The organism is Spiroplasma endosymbiont of Amphimallon solstitiale (assembly GCF_964030965.1).
In the GTDB taxonomy this organism is placed as follows: Bacteria; Bacillota_I; Bacilli_A; order Mycoplasmatales; family VBWQ01; genus Spiroplasma_E.
Window position 1 is genome coordinate 1,409,491 of record NZ_OZ034999.1, and the last position, 21,851, is coordinate 1,431,341.

At 22.7% G+C, this 21,851-nt stretch carries 29 protein-coding genes, 2 pseudogenes and 1 riboswitch; of the genes and pseudogenes, 8 read left to right on the top strand and 23 right to left on the bottom strand.

What is annotated here, in order from left to right; translation table 4 throughout:
• Positions 1-80: 80 nt before the first annotated feature.
• Positions 81-1,040 (bottom strand): transposase-like zinc-binding domain-containing protein, encoded by a 960-nt coding sequence (locus tag AAHH39_RS08800; RefSeq protein ID WP_342217794.1) that lies wholly within the window; start codon positions 1,038-1,040, stop codon positions 81-83.
• A 103-nt stretch (positions 1,041-1,143) separates the two neighbouring features.
• Between AAHH39_RS08800 and AAHH39_RS08805 the strand changes: the two are divergent.
• A pseudogene (locus AAHH39_RS08805) lies at positions 1,144-1,464 on the top strand (IMP dehydrogenase); the annotation flags it as partial.
• Between the two features lie 56 nt (positions 1,465-1,520).
• On the opposite strand, the gene AAHH39_RS08810 reads toward AAHH39_RS08805, so the two are convergent.
• From AAHH39_RS08810 to AAHH39_RS08820, 3 genes are all read right to left on the bottom strand, one after another.
• On the bottom strand, positions 1,521-1,982 hold the full coding sequence (locus tag AAHH39_RS08810) for a hypothetical protein (protein ID WP_342217795.1): 462 nt from the start codon (positions 1,980-1,982) through the stop codon (positions 1,521-1,523).
• 122 nt (positions 1,983-2,104) lie between these two features.
• Entirely contained in the window at positions 2,105-2,470 is a 366-nt protein-coding gene (locus AAHH39_RS08815) for a metallophosphoesterase (protein WP_342217796.1), read from the bottom strand.
• A 21-nt stretch (positions 2,471-2,491) separates the two neighbouring features.
• On the bottom strand, positions 2,492-2,899 hold the full coding sequence (locus tag AAHH39_RS08820) for a hypothetical protein (protein WP_342217797.1): 408 nt from the start codon (positions 2,897-2,899) through the stop codon (positions 2,492-2,494).
• 110 nt (positions 2,900-3,009) lie between these two features.
• On the opposite strand from AAHH39_RS08820, the pseudogene AAHH39_RS13450 reads away from it, so the two are divergent.
• Together AAHH39_RS13450 and AAHH39_RS08830 are read left to right on the top strand one after the other, a co-directional pair.
• Positions 3,010-3,953, top strand: a pseudogene (locus AAHH39_RS13450) (IS30 family transposase).
• 632 nt (positions 3,954-4,585) lie between these two features.
• Positions 4,586-5,824, top strand: coding sequence for an IS256 family transposase (locus AAHH39_RS08830; RefSeq protein ID WP_342219335.1), 1,239 nt, complete (start codon positions 4,586-4,588; stop codon positions 5,822-5,824).
• A gap of 41 nt (positions 5,825-5,865) precedes the next feature.
• Here AAHH39_RS08830 and AAHH39_RS08835 read toward each other — a convergent pair whose 3' ends face one another.
• Positions 5,866-6,009 (bottom strand): hypothetical protein, encoded by a 144-nt coding sequence (locus tag AAHH39_RS08835; RefSeq protein ID WP_342217799.1) that lies wholly within the window; start codon positions 6,007-6,009, stop codon positions 5,866-5,868.
• Positions 6,010-6,492: 483 nt separating this feature from the next.
• Between AAHH39_RS08835 and AAHH39_RS08840 the strand changes: the two genes are divergently transcribed.
• Entirely contained in the window at positions 6,493-6,960 is a 468-nt protein-coding gene (locus AAHH39_RS08840; protein ID WP_342217800.1) for a hypothetical protein, read from the top strand.
• Between the two features lies 1 nt (position 6,961).
• Here AAHH39_RS08840 and AAHH39_RS08845 read toward each other — a convergent pair whose 3' ends face one another.
• Positions 6,962-7,675, bottom strand: coding sequence for a sugar phosphate nucleotidyltransferase (locus AAHH39_RS08845; RefSeq protein ID WP_342217801.1), 714 nt, complete (start codon positions 7,673-7,675; stop codon positions 6,962-6,964).
• A 10-nt stretch (positions 7,676-7,685) separates the two neighbouring features.
• Complete coding sequence (leuS, locus tag AAHH39_RS08850) at positions 7,686-10,124, bottom strand: leucine--tRNA ligase (protein WP_342217802.1); 2,439 nt, start codon at positions 10,122-10,124, stop codon at positions 7,686-7,688.
• Between the two features lie 503 nt (positions 10,125-10,627).
• Between leuS and AAHH39_RS08855 the strand changes: the two genes are divergently transcribed.
• A complete protein-coding gene (locus AAHH39_RS08855; RefSeq protein WP_342217803.1) occupies positions 10,628-10,825 on the top strand; it encodes a hypothetical protein in 198 nt (65 codons plus the stop codon).
• Here AAHH39_RS08855 and AAHH39_RS08860 read toward each other — a convergent pair.
• The gene (locus tag AAHH39_RS08860; RefSeq protein ID WP_342217458.1) at positions 10,817-11,761 is read right to left on the bottom strand and encodes an IS30 family transposase; all 945 of its coding nucleotides are present in this window, start codon (positions 11,759-11,761) and stop codon (positions 10,817-10,819) included. The genes AAHH39_RS08855 and AAHH39_RS08860 overlap by 9 nt on opposite strands.
• Positions 11,762-11,998: 237 nt before the next feature.
• Between AAHH39_RS08860 and AAHH39_RS08865 the strand changes: the two genes are divergently transcribed.
• Positions 11,999-12,145, top strand: a complete 147-nt coding sequence (locus tag AAHH39_RS08865) for a hypothetical protein (RefSeq protein ID WP_342217804.1) — start codon at positions 11,999-12,001, stop codon at positions 12,143-12,145.
• Between the two features lie 25 nt (positions 12,146-12,170).
• Here AAHH39_RS08865 and AAHH39_RS08870 read toward each other — a convergent pair whose 3' ends face one another.
• Positions 12,171-12,425, bottom strand: a complete 255-nt coding sequence (locus AAHH39_RS08870) for a hypothetical protein (protein WP_342217805.1) — start codon at positions 12,423-12,425, stop codon at positions 12,171-12,173.
• Positions 12,426-12,496: 71 nt separating this feature from the next.
• Entirely contained in the window at positions 12,497-13,477 is a 981-nt protein-coding gene (locus tag AAHH39_RS08875; protein WP_342217806.1) for an energy-coupled thiamine transporter ThiT, read from the bottom strand.
• A 127-nt stretch (positions 13,478-13,604) separates the two neighbouring features.
• Positions 13,605-13,692, bottom strand: a riboswitch (TPP riboswitch).
• Between the two features lie 203 nt (positions 13,693-13,895).
• Here AAHH39_RS08875 and AAHH39_RS08880 point away from each other — a divergent pair.
• Both AAHH39_RS08880 and AAHH39_RS08885 read left to right on the top strand, forming a co-directional pair.
• Positions 13,896-14,708 (top strand): hypothetical protein, encoded by an 813-nt coding sequence (locus AAHH39_RS08880; RefSeq protein WP_342217807.1) that lies wholly within the window; start codon positions 13,896-13,898, stop codon positions 14,706-14,708.
• A 15-nt stretch (positions 14,709-14,723) separates the two neighbouring features.
• Positions 14,724-14,858 (top strand): hypothetical protein, encoded by a 135-nt coding sequence (locus AAHH39_RS08885; protein WP_342217761.1) that lies wholly within the window; start codon positions 14,724-14,726, stop codon positions 14,856-14,858.
• Positions 14,859-15,777: 919 nt separating this feature from the next.
• Here the strand turns inward: AAHH39_RS08885 and AAHH39_RS08890 are convergent.
• The 13 genes from AAHH39_RS08890 to AAHH39_RS08950 all read right to left on the bottom strand — a co-directional run bounded on the left by AAHH39_RS08890 (position 15,778) and on the right by AAHH39_RS08950 (position 21,576).
• Positions 15,778-17,016, bottom strand: coding sequence for an IS256 family transposase (locus AAHH39_RS08890; RefSeq protein ID WP_342219335.1), 1,239 nt, complete (start codon positions 17,014-17,016; stop codon positions 15,778-15,780).
• A 200-nt stretch (positions 17,017-17,216) separates the two neighbouring features.
• Positions 17,217-18,035 (bottom strand): hypothetical protein, encoded by an 819-nt coding sequence (locus tag AAHH39_RS08895; protein ID WP_342217615.1) that lies wholly within the window; start codon positions 18,033-18,035, stop codon positions 17,217-17,219.
• A 116-nt stretch (positions 18,036-18,151) separates the two neighbouring features.
• The gene (locus AAHH39_RS08900) at positions 18,152-18,409 is read right to left on the bottom strand and encodes a hypothetical protein (protein WP_342217616.1); all 258 of its coding nucleotides are present in this window, start codon (positions 18,407-18,409) and stop codon (positions 18,152-18,154) included.
• A 302-nt stretch (positions 18,410-18,711) separates the two neighbouring features.
• Positions 18,712-18,870, bottom strand: a complete 159-nt coding sequence (locus tag AAHH39_RS08905) for a hypothetical protein (protein ID WP_342217554.1) — start codon at positions 18,868-18,870, stop codon at positions 18,712-18,714.
• A 17-nt stretch (positions 18,871-18,887) separates the two neighbouring features.
• Positions 18,888-19,730 (bottom strand): RecT family recombinase, encoded by an 843-nt coding sequence (locus tag AAHH39_RS08910; RefSeq protein WP_342217617.1) that lies wholly within the window; start codon positions 19,728-19,730, stop codon positions 18,888-18,890.
• On the bottom strand, positions 19,723-19,851 hold the full coding sequence (locus AAHH39_RS08915) for a hypothetical protein (protein ID WP_342217618.1): 129 nt from the start codon (positions 19,849-19,851) through the stop codon (positions 19,723-19,725). The genes AAHH39_RS08910 and AAHH39_RS08915 overlap by 8 nt, the downstream gene beginning before the upstream one ends.
• 9 nt (positions 19,852-19,860) lie before the next feature.
• Positions 19,861-20,052: a hypothetical protein gene (locus tag AAHH39_RS08920; protein ID WP_342217619.1), complete on the bottom strand. Its 192-nt coding sequence runs from the start codon at positions 20,050-20,052 to the stop codon at positions 19,861-19,863.
• Positions 20,045-20,266 (bottom strand): hypothetical protein, encoded by a 222-nt coding sequence (locus AAHH39_RS08925; RefSeq protein ID WP_342217620.1) that lies wholly within the window; start codon positions 20,264-20,266, stop codon positions 20,045-20,047. Before AAHH39_RS08925 ends, AAHH39_RS08920 begins: the two co-directional genes overlap by 8 nt.
• Complete coding sequence (locus AAHH39_RS08930) at positions 20,259-20,432, bottom strand: hypothetical protein (RefSeq protein WP_342217621.1); 174 nt, start codon at positions 20,430-20,432, stop codon at positions 20,259-20,261. Before AAHH39_RS08930 ends, AAHH39_RS08925 begins: the two co-directional genes overlap by 8 nt.
• Positions 20,425-21,075: a PD-(D/E)XK nuclease family protein gene (locus tag AAHH39_RS08935; RefSeq protein ID WP_342217622.1), complete on the bottom strand. Its 651-nt coding sequence runs from the start codon at positions 21,073-21,075 to the stop codon at positions 20,425-20,427. Before AAHH39_RS08935 ends, AAHH39_RS08930 begins: the two co-directional genes overlap by 8 nt.
• Positions 21,068-21,190 carry a hypothetical protein gene (locus AAHH39_RS08940; protein ID WP_342217623.1) on the bottom strand — a complete coding sequence of 41 codons (123 nt, stop codon included), beginning with the start codon at positions 21,188-21,190 and terminating at the stop codon, positions 21,068-21,070. Before AAHH39_RS08940 ends, AAHH39_RS08935 begins: the two co-directional genes overlap by 8 nt.
• Positions 21,191-21,208: 18 nt before the next feature.
• On the bottom strand, positions 21,209-21,385 hold the full coding sequence (locus AAHH39_RS08945; RefSeq protein ID WP_342217771.1) for a hypothetical protein: 177 nt from the start codon (positions 21,383-21,385) through the stop codon (positions 21,209-21,211).
• Between the two features lie 2 nt (positions 21,386-21,387).
• Entirely contained in the window at positions 21,388-21,576 is a 189-nt protein-coding gene (locus AAHH39_RS08950; RefSeq protein WP_342217625.1) for a hypothetical protein, read from the bottom strand.
• Between the last annotated feature and the right edge of the window lie 275 nt (positions 21,577-21,851).

Consider the following 21,851-nt stretch of genomic DNA (forward strand, 5'->3'; position numbering starts at 1 on the left):
GTAGAAAAGTAGTGGTAAAATAAAAAAAGTCATCAACTTGACTTAAAATTTGATTTTATTAAATTTTGGGATTTATTTTTTTACAAACTGAAATATAACACATTGGATTTTTGATAAGGGGTTAATCCGTAGTGTTGATATTTTCATTTCCATAAATTGAGGTAATTTTGAATATTGGTAAATCCAATGCCATGGTAATGAGTAATAAATTCTTTTAAACTTGATTGTATTTTACTGACATTACTTAATTTTTTATAATTTAATTCTTTATTTTCTTTTGATTTAAACTGCTGGATAGTGGATTTAGTTTGTTTAGCTACTGTATCATATAATACTTGCATATCACAAACTATAATTGAATTTTCTTCGATAAGTTTCGATGTTAAGTTTTCTTGTACTCATTTTTTATTTAATCTTTTAGTATTTGTTGTTTGAGCATAGATATTTCGGTTTTCATCAATTGCCATTTGAATACAACAATTTAAATCTTTAGCATTTTCTTCAATTCATTGTTTTCTTGGATCATTTGGATCTTTAAAGTTTCCTTTATGAATTTCTTTGATAAAAGTTTCGTCAACTTCAATTCTAGCTTTTAATTTTACAAATTGATTTTGTGTTTTTACTAATTGTGTTGATTTCATAAATTTTTGACGATTAAATCAGGCAGTTTTATTTGTAGTATTAATAAATTGAGAAATAATGTAAGCAGATTGACCTAAAGTAGCTATTTGTATCAATAAATCTCATTGATCATGAGATAAATGACTTCAATAAAAATAATGATTTTTAAAAGCATGAAAAGTAATATTACAACTTTTACATTTATATCTTTGCTTATAATCTTTACTACCATATTTAGTACACAAAAAAGAACTACAATCTGGACATTGAATCCCTTTCTCTTTGAATTTTTGTTCGACTGCTTCAAATTTTTCTTTTTTCTCAATTTGTTTAATTCTAGTTTTATTTTCTCTAAAAATCTCAATAAAATCTTTATCAGACAAATTATTTAAAATTTCTTTTACTGTATTTTTATTCATTTAAAATCACCTCTTTAATATTAAAAATACCATATAAAAATATATTTTTGCTAATTTTACTAATACCACTACTTTTCTACAAAATTAAAGAATTATTGTCAATGGTAAAAAATATAAAAATTATGTTGGTATGGGTTCATTAGTTGCCATGAAACGTGGTAGTAGTGATCGTTATTTTCAAAAAGGAATTAAAAAATTAGTGCCAGAAGGAATTGAAGCACGTGTTCCTTTTAAAGGAAAAGTACAAGATGTTGTTTTTCAATTAGTTGGTGGTATTAGAAGTGGTATGGGTTATGTTGGTGCTAAAAATATTTTATCTTTAATCCAAGATTCTAAATTTGTAAAAATTTCAAGTGCTGGTTTAAGAGAATCACATCCTCATGATGTTGAACTAACAAAAGAAGCACCAAATTATAATAAATAAAAAATTTGTATATTTAAAAAAACTAAGTTTTATTAAAACTTAGTTTTTAATTTTAATTAATATTTAATTTTTTTATTAATAACAATTTCATCATTTTGTTGTACGTTATGACGTTTAATTGTAATTTCTTTGTTAGTTTTATTTATAGAAATTTCAGAATAACCACCAAAAAGTGCAGTACCACTTAAAACATCATAAATTGTTTTTTTACCAACATTAACTGCAATTATTTTTTCATCATATTTGATTGGTATAAAGTGTTGATGTCCAGTTAACATTAAAATAACATTATATTTTGCTAAAATTGCATTTTCAAATTCAGTTCTTTGTTCTTTACTTCATCATTCTTGATCAATTGAAAAATCATCATATCCATAATGAAAAGCTAAAACAATTGGCATATTACTTAAACCAACATTTATTTCTAAATCTTTTTGTAATTCAGTTAATGCTGGCCTAGGATCACTTCTTTCAAAATTTCAACCTGAAGTATCTTTATTATTGGGGCTAAACTTCATTGAACAAAATGTATACCTAATCAATTTCAAGAATATACAGGAACTTCATTTTTTGAAGTATAATAGAGTAAGTGAGCTGCTGTCATAGCATTTTGTTTAACAATATTTTGGTTAAGTCAAGTTTAATTAACTTTACAAGTAGTATCAGAATCATGGTTACCAAAACCTGCTAAAAGATGATTAGAGATTGATGCTAACATTAATTTATAAGAAAATAAATTCCCTGTATATTTAACATAACCTGTTAAATCACCAGAAATAATAACACCTCTATTATTATTTTCTGGTAAATGTTTAGCAAGGGCACTAATTGTTTTGTCACTAACTGATTGAGGATATCCAGCATGAATATCTGCTGTTGCTAAAAAATTAATTTCATGATTACTTTTTATTGTGCTTGTTAAATTTGAATTAATATTATAAGAAAAATTACTATTGATCATTGATAAAGTATTACTTATTGCAAGTAGTAATAATATTTTTTTCATATCTTTTCCGCTCCATATTAATTATAAAATTGCAGTTATTGCTGGATTTAATACTAATGGTGGTTCTACTTCATTATTATTTATTGAATTTATTTGTGTTTGTGATAGTAAAGGTGTTGTTTCATCAATTTCTCTACTATTTGTTTGTCTTCTATTTTCATAAAGTACTTTTACATATTCAACAGTTTTTACACTAACAGTTGAAGTTATTGCCATTGTTACTGCTGAAATTAAACCTCATATTAAAACACCTTTAACTGTAGAACGATATGGATTAAAATCATTGTTTATATAATTATCAATAAAATCATATTCCATAATATCTAATCATTCAGCAATCATTGTTGGGATTGAATATCATCCAGCAATATTTCCTATAACTTCACCGAAAATGGTTGAACTTAGTATAATTTTATTTTGTATTTTCATTTTTCTTTTTATCTCCTTTTTAAAACCTGAATTGTAAAATTAAAAAGGACACTTATATAAAAATTAAATTGTGTTAATTCTATAATTAAGAAAAGAAAGGAATTAGCACAATGTATAAGTATCTGACTATTGAATCAATAATAGCAATAAAAGAATATAAAAGTTATGGATTTTCGATTCGTAAAATAGCAAAAGCCATTGATTATAGTAAATCAACTGTACATAGAGTTTGTAGATTATTAAATCAAAACTTATTACCATTAGAAATATTGAATAAAATTCAAAAAAATAAACAAAATGCAGGTAGAAAATTAATAATTTTAACTTTAATAGAAATTAATACTATTAATCATTTGTTAATTACTAAAAATTATGCTCTTGATATAATTGCTAATTTTTTAAAGGAAAATAAAATAAAAAGTATTTCAACAAAAACTTTATATAACATGTTTAAAACAAATCGAATGGGTTTTGATGAAAATAACTTATTGAGAAAAGGAAAAAATAAACCTCACAAACAAAAAGAAACTAGGGGCAGAATTAATAATTGTAAGTCTATTCATGAAAGAAATTTAATCATTCCTAATATTAAAATATAGAAGAATTTGGTCATTTAGAGGGTGATACTATCATTGGTAAAGATCATAAAAGTTCTATTATTACTTTAGCTGATATATGATCAAAAACCACAATTCCTTTAGCAACTAAAAATAATAAATCAGAAAATATTACAAAAAGTATAATAAAATTTATTTCAAAGTTACAAAAAGGAACAGTTAAAACTATTACTTTTGATCGTGGTAAAGAATTTAGTAAATGAAAATTAATCGAAAAAAATTGTAATGTTAAGATTTATTTTGCAGATCCTGGTAAACCTTGTCAAAGAGGTTTAAATGAAAATAATAATGGTATTTTAAGAAGATATTTACCAAAATCTACAGATCTATCTTCATATAAACAAAAAGATTTAAATACTATAGCATTTCAAATTAATTCTACACCCAGAAAATCACTATCTTATAAAAGACCAATAGATTTAATACAATTATTTTAAAAAACTGTCCCATTTATATTTACAATTCAGGAAATATAAAAAACCATTTACTTTTAAACTAAAGTAATGGTTAAAAATTAAAACTTATATTAAGTTTACAATTAAGTACTATATCAGAAAAAATAAAAGATATAAGAAATTAGATATATGTGTAATAAATTAATAAAATTGGTGGGCGCATCAGTTTAACCCTTAGATTCATAATTGGATAACAAAGAACGATAGTTATATCGTTCTTTGTTATTTCTAAATCTATCTATTAAATTAATACGCCCTTTAAATTAATATTTATTTAATTTATGAAAAATATCTATTGTCAGTAAGTATTATTAAACATAATAACTAAGCTTTTAATTATTTTAATTTATGGATATTTTTTGAATTTATAAATGTTATTTAATTTTTCTGAATAACCTTTAATTTCAATATATTTCTTTTTAAAATAAAATAATAAATTTAGAACTATATTAAAACTATATAAAATTACAATTTTATTACATGAGTTTTTATCTAAAATTAAATAATGAGATTTAAATTTGGCAATGTTTAGTAATCTGTGTAACTTACAAAAATAACTATGTTTAATTAATTCTAGTAAATATAATTAAATGACTAGAAAGAGTGAGTTACAGATGGCTAAAAAACAAAATATTAATAATAATGATCCAATATCAAAAGCAGTAGATTTATTATTAGAAAATACTGGAGATTTAACAACAGTTTTTAAAGAAGGGGGTTTATATAAAGAATTAACAAAACGTTTAGTTGAAAAAATGTTGAATTCTGAAATGCAAAATTATTTAGGATATGAAAAAAATCAACATAGTAATACTGAAAATGCTCGTAATGGTACAAGTTCAAAAAAATTAATAACTCAACAAGGTAAAATTGAGATTGATGTACCAAGAGATCGCAATAGTGATTTTACTCCTGTAATAGTTGCAAAAAGACAGCGAAGATTTGATGGTTTTGATCAACAAGTGCTTTCACTATATGCAAAAGGTATGACTCTATCTGACATTAGAATGCAGTTACAAGAGTTATATCATGGTGCTGATATTAGTGAAAGTGTTATTAGTCAAATTACTGATGATGTTATTGATGATGTCAAAGCATGACAAAATCGACCATTAGAAAGCGTTTATCCGATTGTTTATTTTGATTGTATAGTAGTTAAAGTTCGACAAGATAAACGGATTATTAATAAATCAGTTTATATAGCATTAGGAGTTGATTTAGAAGGTAAAAAAGATGTTTTAGGCTTATGAATTAGTGAAAATGAAGGTGCTAAATTTTGATTAGCTAATTTCACAGAAATGAAAAATCGAGGCTTAAATGATATTTTGATTGCTTGTAGTGATAATTTAACAGGCATGTCAGAAGCAATACAAGCAGTTTATCCTAAAACAGAACATCAATTATGCATTGTTCATCAAATTCGAAATAGTTTAAAATATGTTTCATACAAACATCGAAAAACTCTAGTTACAGATTTAAAACCAATTTATAGTGCATGTAGTGAAGAACAAGCAATGCAAGCTTTAGAATCATTTGAAAGTAAATGAAATAAACAATATCCCCAAATTGCTAAATCTTGATATAAAAATTGAGAAAATTTGATGATTTTTATTAGTTATCCTGCAGAAATCAAAAGAGTAATTTATACAACAAATGCTATTGAATCTGTTAATAGTCAATTACGAAAAGTTATTAGAAACAAAAAAGCTTTTCCTAATGATATGTCAGTTTTTAAAATATTTTATTTAGCAATTGAAAATATAACAAAAAAATGAACATTGCCTATTCAAAATTGAAATACAGCAATTGCTCATTTTATGATAAAATTTGAAGACAGAATTAATCTGAACTAGTACTTTGTAAAACAAAGATACACAGATTTCTAAAAAGCCTCTTAAATTTTCGGATTTCTTGATTTATGTTTGTTTATTTGTTTTTCTTCTTCAATTTTTTTTAATGTCTCTTCTTGTTTCTTAGCTTTTGCAAGTAATAAATTTTTAATTATGTAGAAAAGTATGGATGACCAAAAATTATTCATCAATTTACACTTAAAATATTATTTTTAATTAAAAATTTGTTAAAAGTAACATTATTTAGTTTAAAAATTCTCTAAAAATAACACTTTATAATGTATCATTACTTTTCTACAAAATTAAAGTAATAAATCAAGTTTTCTACGTTCTTGTTCTGCATCATGTAATAATTTTGCTGCTTTTTCTTTTTCATTCATAATATTTTTTCTCCCTTTCTTTTAAATATTTATTTTTAAAAATATCCAAAATACAGTATAAAATTTTTCATAAAAATTAAAAGATAAAATAAATATTTTTAAATAAAATTATGATTTATTAACTAAAAAGTAAGGATGTTATTTTTTTAATTATTGTGCTTAAAAATTGAAAATATGTTATACTAACATCATAATAAACTAAATTATTAAAGACCATTAGGTTCGACTTATTCTTTTTTATTAGATAAGTGGAACCTAATTATTTTTAAATAAAAAAGGATGTGAAAAATTATGTCAGCACAACAACAGCAACAACCAAATAAAGAAATTTTTGATAAATTACAAGGTGAAAAAGATAAAAAAGAAAAAGCAAATACTTCTTCTGGTGGTAGTAGAAATTGAATTGTAAAATTTGCAAAAGATGTCACTTATATTTCTTTTTTTCCATACATATGACTAAAAAAACTTTTAGTTTCACTATTTAATAATCGAACTAAAAACCCTAAACTAAATCAGTCAGTTAATATTATTAAAAATAAAGATAATTTTAATCAAAACAATAATGTTTCTACAAATAGTAATGGACAAGTTAGTTTTAAAGAAGTAGATGCACTAGATCCAGAAAATGAATCAGTAGCAGAAATACTAAAATTAAACGGTAATACTACTAATCCATTCCAAAATGTTGCACATAGTTGTAATCGTGAAGAAATTCCAGTAGTTTCAACAACAACTTCTGGAAAAAAATTAACTACTTAAATTATTTAAAATATTTATTAGTTCGTTCTAAATCAATAATATTATCAACATCCCAATGGCAATCAAATGATAAAACATAAGGTTTTAATTCAAAATTATGTTTAATACTATTACTAATTAAATACTTACCAACCATTGTTGTTTGCAATACAAGTTCTTGTTGTGGATTTATTAAATCTTCACCAAGAACTTTTGCTCATTTTTTAGTAATATAACTTCATTCTCCCGCCAAGAAACTATCCTTTTTTTTACTTTTAATAATATCAATAATATTACCATCCTTGTTTAATTTATAACTTCAATCTTCTTTGATATTATCATGATCACGATTAATAGCGACCATCATATTAGTTGAAAAATTATTTAAAAAAATATTTTTTGTACTAATCATATCACCACAAATAATAAAAATATCATCTTGACCATTAAAATATGATGATACTAATGTCAAAGCATAACCACTATTATAATCAAGGAAATGTTGATTATTTATTAAGATTAATTTTGAATATTTATGAGTAAGAAAATTAAATTCATCTTTTAAATGACCAGTAATGACAATAATTTTTTTTAAATCATGTATTTCAATTAAATGATTAATTATATGTTCAATTAAAGTTAAACCTTTAAATTTAATTAACGATTTATGAACATTATTTGAGATAGGTTGTAATCTACTGCCAATTCCTGCTGCAAAAATAATAGCAACTTTCATTATTCCTCCTTTACTTAACAACAAAATTAACAATCTTATTTGGTATACAAATTGTCTTAATAATTGTTTTATCTTGCAATCAATGTTTTACTTTTTCTTCATTATTAACTACTTTTAAAAGTTCTTGATTGTTTAAATTTTCTTTTACTACTAAAGTTATTTTCGTTTTACCATTAATCTGAATAGCAATAGTAACTTCACTAGTAATCAAAAATTTTTCATCATAACTTGGAAACTGACTTTTATTAATACTTTCTTTATTACCAAATTGAAATCATAATTCTTCAGCAATATGTGGAGCAAATGGATTTAATAATTTTAAAAAATTAACTAAATATTGTTGATAAATAGTTGGTGCTTTATAACATGCATTGATAAAAATCATAAGTTGTGCAATAGCAGTATTAAAATTTAAATCATTAATATCATTAGTTACTTTTTTTACAGTTTGATGATAAATTGTATCTAATGATTTATCATTCTTGGTAGTAATTTTTATTTTATACTCATCTTTATTAACAAGACGATAAATACGCATTAAAAACTTATAACAACCAACTAAACCACTATTTAATCACGGTAAAGATGCTGTTAATGGCCCCATAAACATTTCATATATTCGCAAAGTATCAGCACCATATTCATTAATAATATCATCTGGATTAACAACATTACCGCGTGATTTAGACATTTTTTCATTATTTTCACCAAGAATCATACCCTGATTTACCAATTTTAAAAATGGCTCTTTAACATTAACTAACTTTAAATCATATAGCACTAAATGTCAGAAACGAGCATACAATAAATGTAAAACAGCATGTTCTTGACCACCAATATATAAATCAACCGGTAATCAATAGTTAAAACGTTTTTGCGCAATAGCACTATTAAAATCACAATAAGTACCATCATCATTTTTTAAAATATATGCTAAATAATATCAACAACTACCTGCTCATTGTGGCATTGTATTAATTTCTCTTTTTCCTTTTACACCATCTTTTCTAGTTACATGTAATCAGGAATTTGGTGCATTAGTTAAAGGTGCATTCCCTGAATTAGATGGCTTAATATTAGTCATTTTTGGTAATAATAGTGGTAATTGTTGTTCATCTACTGTTGACATTGTACCATCTTCTCAATAAATTATCGGAAAAGGTTCACCTCAATAACGTTGACGAGAAAAAAGTCAATCTCGTAACTTATATGCAGTATGTACTTTTCCTTGTTTTAAAGTTAGTATTTTTTTAACAATTAAATTAGTAGCTGTTTCTAAATCCTTACCATTAATAAAATCAGAGTTAATATATTCACTAGTACCCAAAAATGGTTCATTTTTATTATTAGTTTTCATAATAAAAATGATTGGTAACTTTTTATTTTTAGCAAAAATAAAATCACGACTATCATGTGCAGGAACACCCATAATTGCTCCTGTCCCATAATGATTTAAAACATAATCACCAACTCAAATTGGTAATTTACTTTTAGTAAAAGGATGAATAGCATAACTTCCAGTAAAAACACCAGATTTTAAAGTATCATCTCCTTGACGCATTAAATCTGTTTTAGTTTTAGCATCTAAACAGTATTGAGTAACTGCTTGCGAATATTCACTAGTTGTTAAATCATGAATTAATGGATGTTCAGGAGCAAGTACTAAAAATGAAACACCAAAAATAGTATCAACCCTTGAAGTAAAAATAGAAACCTTACATTTATTATTTTCAACTATAAAATCAACTAGTGTTCCAACACTTTTACCAATTCAATTACGTTGTAATTCCTTAACACTATTTGGTCAGTCTAAATCATCTAATCCTTTTAATAATTTTTCAGCATACTTAGTAATTTTTAAAACCCATTGACGCATTGGTTTTTTAATAACTGGGAAATTACCACGTTCAGAAACCATATGACCATTAATGTTAATTATTTCTTCATTAGCTAAAACAGTTCCTAGCTGTTCACAAAAATTAACTTCAACATCTTTAATTTCAGCTAACCCTTGTTCATAAAGTTTAATGAAAATTCATTGTGTTCACTTATAATATTGAGGATCTGTAGTATTAACTTCTTTATTATAATCAAAACTTAGACCAATACTTTGTAATTGTTTACGAAAATTATTAATGTTTTGTTTAGTAAATGTTTCTGGATTATTACCTGTATTTAAGGCATATTGCTCAGTTGGTAAACCAAAAGCATCTCAACCAATTGGATGCAAAACATTAAAACCATTCATTATTTTAACTCGTGAAATAACATCAGTAGCACAATAACCTTTAGGATGGCCAACATGTAAACCTGATCCTGAAGGATAAGGGAACATATCAAGAATATATGATTTTGGTTTTTTATTATCATCAATGTTTGTTTTAAAAGTTTCATTTTTTAATCAATACTGCTGTCATTTTTTTTCTATTTGTTGGTGATTATAACTCATGTTTTTCTCCTTTAATATGTTCAGGTAAAGTAATCATAAAACCATAATATCATAATCATTTAACAAGTTGCAATGTTTACTTATTGATTAAATTATATTTTAAATATTTTGTTAATTATCAATCAATGTTATTAAACTATTTACTAATATTTATTTTCTACAAAAAAGAAATAGTTTTTATTGTATTTCAAATAAAATATACTATATAATTATCGTTAATATTAAATAAATTCAAAGGAGGATTCTATGAGCACACAAAAAGTTTTAAATAAGTCTTTAAAACAAAAAACAAAGCAGCAAAAAATAGGCTTAGGAGAACTGGTGTGACTTTGGATTTAATTATACTTGCACAATAGCTTTTCCTATGTCTTTTATAGGAATATATTATTGAAATAATGGCGGAGTTGGATTACATCTAATCTGAATTATGATTTTAGGTGCTATAATGGCTAGTGTTAGTACATGTGCTTTTTTAAAATGTAGTAAAGTTTATGCTGGTAATAATGGTTGGAGCATATATTTATGTTAGAGCAACTTTTGGTCGTTTTTGAGGATGAATAATCGGCTTTATGCAATATATCATTTTACCATCTACTGTTATTGGTGGTATTATTTCAATGTTTAGAATTAACTTAAACCAATTATCATTTTTTTCTTTTAACCTGAATTGTAAATATAAATGGGACAGTTTTTTAAAATAATTGTATTAAATCTATTGGTCTTTTATAAGATAGTGATTTTCTGGGTGTAGAATTAATTTGAAATGCTATAGTATTTAAATCTTTTTGTTTATATGAAGATAGATCTGTAGATTTTGGTAAATATCTTCTTAAAATACCATTATTATTTTCATTTAAACCTCTTTGACAAGGTTTACCAGGATCTGCAAAATAAATCTTAACATTACAATTTTTTTCGATTAATTTTCATTTACTAAATTCTTTACCACGATCAAAAGTAATAGTTTTAACTGTTCCTTTTTGTAACTTTGAAATAAATTTTATTATACTTTTTGTAATATTTTCTGATTTATTATTTTTAGTTGCTAAAGGAATTGTGGTTTTTGATCATATATCAGCTAAAGTAATAATAGAACTTTTATGATCTTTACCAATGATAGTATCACCTTCTAAATGACCAAATTCTTCTATATTTTTAATATTAGGAATGATTAAATTTCTTTCATGAATAGACTTACAATTATTAATTCTGCCCCTAGTTTCTTTTTGTTTGTGAGGTTTATTTTTTCCTTTTCTCAATAAGTTATTTTCATCAAAACCCATTCGATTTGTTTTAAACATGTTATATAAAGTTTTTGTTGAAATACTTTTTATTTTATTTTCCTTTAAAAAATTAGCAATTATATCAAGAGCATAATTTTTAGTAATTAACAAATGATTAATAGTATTAATTTCTATTAAAGTTAAAATTATTAATTTTCTACCTGCATTTTGTTTATTTTTTTGAATTTTATTCAATATTTCTAATGGTAATAAGTTTTGATTTAATAATCTACAAACTCTATGTACAGTTGATTTACTATAATCAATGGCTTTTGCTATTTTACGAATCGAAAATCCATAACTTTTATATTCTTTTATTGCTATTATTGATTCAATAGTCAGATACTTATACATTGTGCTAATTCCTTTCTTTTCTTAATTATAGAATTAACACAATTTAATTTTTATATAAGTGTCCTTTTTAATTTTACAATTCAGGAAAAAATAAAAATAAAAGTTATTGAATGAATTATGTTTATTATCTGTTTATTATTTTTAATTAGTCAATTCATTATTTTTAATTATAATATGATTCATGATTTAGTAAGCAACAGAGGAATCATATTAATTGCAATTGCAATTAAGTTTTTAATGTTTTGAGTATTTATTATAATTGCTACTATTATTTATTTTACTTATTATAAACCAAAACTAAAACAAAGATTAATAACAAATCCAGAATATCAAAATCAATTAGATAAAGAATTTATTTTTAATTCTCATCTAGTAGTTAATTAAATTATTTAAAAATTATATTATCTTATTATCGTCAAAAATAAACTAAATGAGTTGCTGGTTTTTTACAAAAACAAGTACCAGTAGTAGTTGTACTTTTTAATTTAGCATATGCTTGAAAATGTTCAGATCAACCAATATCAATTGTATGTTGAGCATGTTTTCCTAATTCAATTGCTGCTAATACAACCTTTTTCTCATTTAATGCTTTATTCATTAATTTAATATTACCATCCATAATAATAATAATAATATCTTCTTTGATTATTTCATCATTTTTCATTATAATCACCCTTTCTATCAATTAATATTATAACGCTATTTAAAAAAGAAATAGTAATTGGAATTACTATTCTAACGATATCTTTCTACATAGTGACTAACTAAACCACGATAAATAAAAGGTATTGTTAATTGCATAATTGGATAAGTAAACAAAAAAATATGAATAAAATTGTAAACTAATGAGTAAAAAAGAGGATTAAATCCTGATCAAATATTTTTACTTCCATCAGCATTAGTAATTTGTGATCAAATAAAATATCCTGCTATTGTTTGTCAAAAATAAATAATTAAACAAACTAAAAAACAATGTAAAAAATAATTAATATAAGTAAAAATTGATTTATCAGCTTTTAAATTAAAACGTAATAATGAAATAATAGCCGGCGTTGTCATTGGCAAAAAATAATCTAATAAATAACTTCAAGTACTAATAACATAACCACCACCAATAAATAATAATGACATTAAAGCACTAATCATACCCGTTAATCATCCACTTGCAAAGCCAATAATATAACTAATAACCATTAAAGGTATATATTTAATAGCAATACCGCCGCCGTATGGCATTTTTGGTAATAAATTTTGTTCAATAAAAGCACAAGCAATAGTTACACCAGTAAATAAAGCAATAATTGTATAATCAATAACTAATCATCGTTTAATACCAAATGCAAATTTAAAATTAGTTCATCATCTTGTTTTTAAAATGGCAAAAGTTTCTTCTTTTTGTCATTGATAATGTTTAATTAAATTAAAAATTAATGCAATGGGATTGATACTAAAAATTGATAGTAATGTAACAATAACAATATTTTTATGCATATCTTCTATTTTAACTGTTCATGTAATAACAGATAATAAAATTGATGAAATTAATAATAAACAAAGAATTAATATTAAATAAATTTTACTGCTATAAAATTGTCAACCAGTAATAGTAGTAACTTTAAAAAAGTGATTAATACCACTAGCAGGTAAAATACTAATAATAACTGTTAATGTTAGAAGAGTAATTAAACTAAAAATGGCTGATGCTTTAATTAACATTCCTACCCCCAGTTTGCTTTTAATTTTATTATAATTGATAGTTGTTAATAGTTGTTCTTTAAACATAATAAAATGATAACTCCTTTAATTTATCTTACATAACAAAAAAGGAGTTATCATTTTTTAAAATATAAAAAATAAAGTCTCCCTCCGCTAGTACTAACTAGATCAGGTTATAGGGTATTTCTCAGGCAATGCCACCCCTGCTTTATATAATATATGCAAATTAATCCATATTTACTACTATTATAACATTCAAAATATTTTTTTAAATATAAAATATAATTTTTTTACGATTTTTAGTTTAAATTAAAATTTGCTCTATTTTTATTTGAAATTTATTTGAAAAAAAATAAAATATATTCACTTCTTAAAAATAAGAAGTTATTGGGAAAAAATAAAAAGGAGTTTTTTAAATATGAAAAAGATATCAACACTAATTGCAACAACAATTTTAGCAACAGCAAGTACAAACAGTTTAAATACCTTACTTATCAATAATATAAATAATAAAATTAAAACAAATATTAAAAATGAAAATAATAATTGAAAAATAAATGAAATTAAGTCTTTAACAACTGATAGAAATAGAAATGTTTATGCACTTGCTAATAATACTGTTTATAAATGTTTAGCAGAACAAACAGAATTCAAACAAATGATAGTACCTAAAGAATTTGCTAATGGTAAATTTATAAAAACTGATAAAGATAAAAATACTTATGTCGCAACTAATAATAATATTTATAAATGTCTTGCAACACAAACATATTTTCAACAAATGACAGTACCTAAAGAATTAGAAAATATTAGATTTTTAAAAATTAATGAGAGAGATGGGAATGTTTTTATAATAGCTAATAATAATATTTATAAATGTTTAGCAGGACAATGAGAATTTAAAAAAATAACATTACCAACTAACATTAATTTTTTGAGTCACATAAGTATTGATAAATATGGAAATATTTATATCACTGCCAATAACAATCTTCATGTTCCTTTTGCGAATAGTATTTATAAGTGTTTAGAAAATGAAAACGAATTTAAACAATTGAATATAGATACAAATAAAGAAACATTAGAAATTTCTTTTAATTATGTAGAAAAGTATTTTAATTATGTAGAAAAGTATGGATGACCAAAAATTATTCATCAATTTACACTTAAAATATTATTTTTAATTAAAAATTTGTTAAAAGTAACATTATTTAGTGTAAAAATTCTCTAAAAATAACACTTTATCATGTATCATTACTTTTCTACAAAATTAAAGGAAAAGTATGGATGACCAAAAATTATTCATCAATTTACACTTAAAATATTATTTTTAATTAAAAATTTGTTAAAAGTAACATTATTTAGTGTAAAAATTCTCTAAAAATAACACTTTATCATGTATCATTACTTTTCTACAAAATTAAAGGAAATTTCTTTTAACAACGGGCAAAGATGGACACATTTATGTAATTGCAAATAATAGTATTTATAAATGTCTAGCAGAACAAACAAAATTTATAATAATAAGTGAGCATTGGGGAGTACCTGTTAATGCTATTTTAGTAACAGATGAAAATGGAACTATCTATATTGCAGATAATAATATTTATAAATATTCAGTAAAACAAAAAGAATTTAAGAAAATAAATAATTCACCAATAGATGGAATAATCAAAAAAATAATAATAAATAATAAAAATATTTATATAATAACTAGTAATAACTTTGCAATAAATAAAGTTTATAAATTTGATTTTTTACAATCAAACTTTATTGAACTGAAAGTTATTGATAATGATACATATGATGTTAGTAATATTACTTTTGATAGTAATAAAAATATTTATGTTTTAACTATTAATGGTATTTATAAATGTTCATCTGAACAAACAGAATTTAAAAAAATGACAAAAATATGATGAAAAACAACAGAATTTCATTTTAATAACGGAAAATTAACTGATATAAGTTATTGAAAACAGACTAGAAATAATTCATTTATTCATACATTTGAATGAAATACAGAATATGGTTTACCACTTGATTATCGATATATTACTTTTTTTAATGAAAATGGTACAGAAGATTATGTAGATTCATCTTATAGTTGAGGCGATACAGGATACCCAGCTATTAACATTAATCAAGTTATTAAAAATCTAAATTTTCAAAAAAATTTAATAAATGCAAAAGTAACAACAAATGGACCTATTAACCCAGCAAATTTTTGTAATAGTATCATATGTAATAATAAAGAAAGAGGCTTTTTAGAAATCTGTGTATCTTTGTTTTACAAAGTACTAGTTCAGATTAATTCTGTCTTCAAATTTTATCATAAAATGAGCAATTGCTGTATTTCAATTTTGAATAGGCAATGTTCATTTTTTTGTTATATTTTCAATTGCTAAATAAAATATTTTAAAAACTGACATATCATTAGGAAAAGCTTTTTTGTTTCTAATAACTTTTCGTAATTGACTATTAACAGATTCAATAGCATTTGTTGTATAAATTACTCGTTTGATTTCTGCAGGATAACTAATAAAAATCATCAAATTTTCTCAATTTTTATATCAAGATTTAGCAATTTGGGGATATTGTTTATTTCATTTACTTTCAAATGATTCTAAAGCTTGCATTGCTTGTTCTTCACTACATGCACTATAAATTGGTTTTAAATCTGTAACTAGAGTTTTTCGATGTTTGTATGAAACATATTTTAAACTATTTCGAATTTGATGAACAATGCATAATTGATGTTCTGTTTTAGGATAAACTGCTTGTATTGCTTCTGACATGCCTGTTAAATTATCACTACAAGCAATCAAAATATCATTTAAGCCTCGATTTTTCATTTCTGTGAAATTAGCTAATCAAAATTTAGCACCTTCATTTTCACTAATTCATAAGCCTAAAACATCTTTTTTACCTTCTAAATCAACTCCTAATGCTATATAAACTGATTTATTAATAATCCGTTTATCTTGTCGAACTTTAACTACTATACAATCAAAATAAACAATCGGATAAACGCTTTCTAATGGTCGATTTTGTCATGCTTTGACATCATCAATAACATCATCAGTAATTTGACTAATAACACTTTCACTAATATCAGCACCATGATATAACTCTTGTAACTGCATTCTAATGTCAGATAGAGTCATACCTTTTGCATATAGTGAAAGCACTTGTTGATCAAAACCATCAAATCTTCGCTGTCTTTTTGCAACTATTACAGGAGTAAAATCACTATTGCGATCTCTTGGTACATCAATCTCAATTTTACCTTGTTGAGTTATTAATTTTTTTGAACTTGTACCATTACGAGCATTTTCAGTATTACTATGTTGATTTTTTTCATATCCTAAATAATTTTGCATTTCAGAATTCAACATTTTTTCAACTAAACGTTTTGTTAATTCTTTATATAAACCCCCTTCTTTAAAAACTGTTGTTAAATCTCCAGTATTTTCTAATAATAAATCTACTGCTTTTGATATTGGATCATTATTATTAATATTTTGTTTTTTAGCCATCTGTAACTCACTCTTTCTAGTCATTTAATTATATTTACTAGAATTAATTAAACATAGTTATTTTTGTAAGTTACACAGATTACTAAACATTGCCAAATAAAATTAATAAATTACAAAGTAAATTAAATTCTATTAATAAACAAACAGAAGTAAAAAGTATTTATTAATAAAAAATGCCTATTAAAGGCATTTTTACTTATTTATAAACTCATATGATTATAATCTCAATTTAATGAAGCATTATCTAAAAGTACATCACTCATATTAGCGCCATATTGACTACTTGTTTCACTATTAATGGTAAATCTATTATCATTTATTAATCTTCTTGTTTCATTATTAAATGCTGTTTCTTGCATTTCTTGAATATGATTTGTAGTTTCCATTGGTAATAAATTATGAATAATTTCACTTGCTCCAGCAACTATTGTCGGAACTGCATAAGCATTATTAAAATCATTATTTATCCCCATTGCAACACCACTTGAAATTAAACAACCACCAGTTGCCATATTACATATCTTTCTTATATTTTCAAATCTATTCGGTATTAATTCAGTAAAAGCACTAATAAGATTTGCAAAAGCAAAAGCATTTAATGAAATATAAGTATCTCAATCCATGAAATTATTATCATTATTAGTATTAATATTAAATAATAAATCTGGTGGAAATGGGTCAACAGTAGTTGTAGGAATTGGTGTTGTTGGAATAATAGGATTAATATTATTTTCGTTTCATTTAATATAATTTGTTATAAAAGTTGTACTTAAACCAATTGTTATTTTTTTAAATATATTAATTAATTTATTTTTAGGTGTTGGATGTTGATTAATATTTCAAATATCAATTCCTAATTTTTTACTAAAAAATAAAGCATTAATACTTCCTAATATTGGATAATTTAATAAATGTCCATAATATGAACTTATACCTATCATTGCTGATAATGGTGATATTCCCGTTCTTATTAATTTTAATAAAGTATAATTTGAATTTGTAGTTTCTGTATTTGGCATTTTCTATTCTCCTTTTATAATAATGTTCATAAGTTTATAAATTAAATAATTGTTATAAAAATTACATTCTTTATAATCTTCTGTTAAATATATTAATAACTCCATATTATTCATGATTAACTTTCTTTTATAAATTTAAATTGCATATTTCCAATAGTATCTCTATTATTACCAACTATAATTAAATATCCAGTTTGATTATTTTCTAATATTCATGAATAAAAAATATCTTGTGGATATAATTTTGGATATAAATTTAATGCTAATAAATAACATAAAGCATCTTCTTTATTTTTTAATAAACTTACTGTTGGACATTTTATTTCTTTTGGACTTTTGTCATTATAAAATCATTCAGTTCTAATATTTCTCATTATTTCACATCCTTTTATGAACTCATCAGCACCGTAATAAACGGTGGACTATAGAATTATAATGTTATCCAAATTTTTAATAATTCTATAGTTTCGTTCTGTATAGATATAAAATTTAGGACTTACATTGACATATTTTAAGCAAGAATAAAAAATAGGGAATAGGAGTTAGAAAGGATATATGTCAAATGCCTAAATATTAATTATTTTCAATATTAATATCATCAATATTTATATTGATAGTTATTCCAACTAAATTTTTTAATTCTTTTAATTTATCTATTATTTCTAAAATATCTTGTTTAGTCATTATCAAATTCACCATTTTTAATTTTTTCATAAATTATTTTTAAAGTATGTTGTGCTGATAAATTATAATTTTTTAATGCTTCTTCTATTGGTAATTTATAATATTTATTAATCTCATTTATTAAATAATTATTTAATTTTTCTTTATTCATAATGAATTTACCTTTCACTAAACTTCAAAATTTTCTATAATTTCTTCTTCTTTTTCTAATTCTTTTAATTTAGATAAAGTAGAATTTATATCAGTATTATCAATATTATTATTTGAATTAATAATTTTAACTTCATCACCAGTATTATCCTTATATGCAATAGTTTCTTCATCAATTACTACACCTTGGTCTAATTGAAGTGCCAAATTAATATCATCTTGATTATTTAATACTATAATTGGTGTTTTATTAATTTCACGAATTAATGCTTTAACTACTGTTTTTAAAGCCATTTGGTCAAATGCAGAAGTTCATATATGATTTAATTTTCATTCTTGACTTTTTTTATTATAAGTTTTTCCATATTTATCTTTATGTTGATTAATTTCTTCAACAGTCATTCCTTTATAAAAATTATTAATTTTACCATTTTTATCTAAAAGTGAAATATAACAATAATAACCAATAGTATTAATTGTTTTTCTTTCAAAAATTAATGCTGGATTAATTTCTCATTTATTATTTTCTTTATTAAATTTATGTGCAGTTGTTATTTTTTCTCTTTGAAAATCAACAACTAATCCAGTTCTTTGTAATAATGTTAATCAACCATCTTCTTGAATTTGAACTTGTAATTCATCACCATAAGGAATTAATGCTAATTCTTTTTTAATTGGATTAATTGAAAGATTTAATTTATATAAATTAATTAATGCATTAATTAAACTTTGTGTATTCATATTTTTTAAATCTTTACTAGAATTTATAATCATTTCATAATAATTTCTAAATTTTACATATTCTTCTTTATTACTTTTAATAAAATTAGGAATTTTTAATTCATTTTTATTATTACTCATTAGTTGATTCTCCTTTTTTATTTAATAATTCTAAAATTTCATCTAATTTTTTATTAATTTTTCCTAAATGTTTTAATAAAATTAAAATTGATTTATCCATACCAGAACTTTTTTTATCCATAAGTTGCTCCTATCATTTTTTAATTGTTTTAAATCTATTATCTAAATGTACTTCAATATTTTTATTAGGATTAACTATTAAATGACTATTAATAACAATTCAATTATTTACATTACTATCTAATTTTTTAGGTAATTTATCAAATTCAATTGAATTACAAGAATAAATAATTTTTTCTTTAATTGATTTTTCATTAATCATTTTTATCATTCTTTTCTAATCTAAATTTAAAAATAAAATCTATATCATTTTCTTCAAATTCTTTTTTTACAATTTTATTTCAATTTTTATATTGAATTTCATTTTTAAAACTTAATAATATACTTAATAAGTTATTTTTTACTTCTTCATAATTTCATTGTTCATCTGTAATTACTGATGTAGCACAAACAATTTTTTTTACTTTTCTATTCATTCTTTAATTCTCCTAAATCTGTAAAAATTCTTGTTTTTAATAAAAATAATTCATGTTTAATTTGATTTCTAATTTCAATTTTTATTTCTTCATCATATACTTCTTCTATTAATTCAGTTAAATATTTAATATTTTCTTTAATTTCATTTGTTTCTTTTTTAATCATTTTTATTTTCTCCTTTAAAATATTTTGTTTTTGCATTAAATCATTCAATTAATAATTCACTGGTTATTTCAATTTCTATTGTTTCTTGATTATTTTTATTAGTTAAATAAACATAAGTTTTATTACATGGACTTATATCATTAGCAAGTAACATACAATAATAAGCAGTTAATTGTAATTTAATTCTTTTTAATTTATCTTCATCAATACAAGCATAAGTTTTATAATCTACTAAATAATATTTATTTTCTTTTTTATTTAAATAAACTAAATCGGGTGTTCCAGCAATTACATTATCATTAATAGGTTTTTCAATAATAAATTCATAATTATTTTTATCTTTAAATTTTTCTTTTAAAAACATAAGTGATTTTTTACAATAAGAATAATTTATATTATTAGTTACTGGTTTTAATTTTTTTAATAAATTATTAATTATATTTTCTTCATTAATATTTTGTAAATATAATTCATTAAGTTTATGAACTCATTTACCACGAACTGAAGCATTTTTTAATACTTCTGGTGCTATATGACTATATCCAAAACCTAAATAATTATCAATAATTCTAGAAACTGATATTAATTCTTTATCTTCTAAAAAATATTGATGAGTTTCTTTTTTAAAAATTAATTTACTCATATTTATTTCTACCTATTAATAATCAAAAACATTTATTACATAATCTATTACCAAAAGAAGATTGTTTTCTACATTTATCACAAGAACCAATCATTCTATATTCTCTATATTCCATAAATATTAATCCTTTCAATTAATGTTTAGAAGCAATAATTATTAATGTTAAAATCATAATAATAATTCCAATTGTTAAAAATATAATTCTACTTTTTCATGATTTTTTATAAAATTCTTTTTGCTCTTCAATTAATTCAATTTGTTCTTTTAATAATTTATTTTGTAATTTTTCATTTTCTTTTTCTTCTTCCATTTTTAATATTTCCTTTCTTTTTTTTCATATCAAATTTCTTTTAAATGTAATCCTAATTTTCAACAATAAATACAAATAACTTTATTATTTTTATCTTGTAAAAATATATTTTTAAAATAAAATAAATGTTTCATTCTAAATTTTTCACAATAACTACAAAAATATCTTTGTTCTTTAAAATTATGTTTCATATTTTTTCCTTCTTTAACTTTAATATGTTAATATATATTTGATAGAGTATGTATATATATAAAAAACCCCCTATTTTCTTAAATAATACAAATGTAATTGTTAATTAGATTAATGGGTTCTTTACTGAGCCATAATAAGGCTATTCAAATTAATCTATAATTACATTAAGCGATACAGTGTAACATTTTAACTTGCTTAACATTAAATGCTCTTTTATTCTGATATAGAAGTATTTACATAAAGTACTCACTATTAGACTTCTACGACAGTTTTA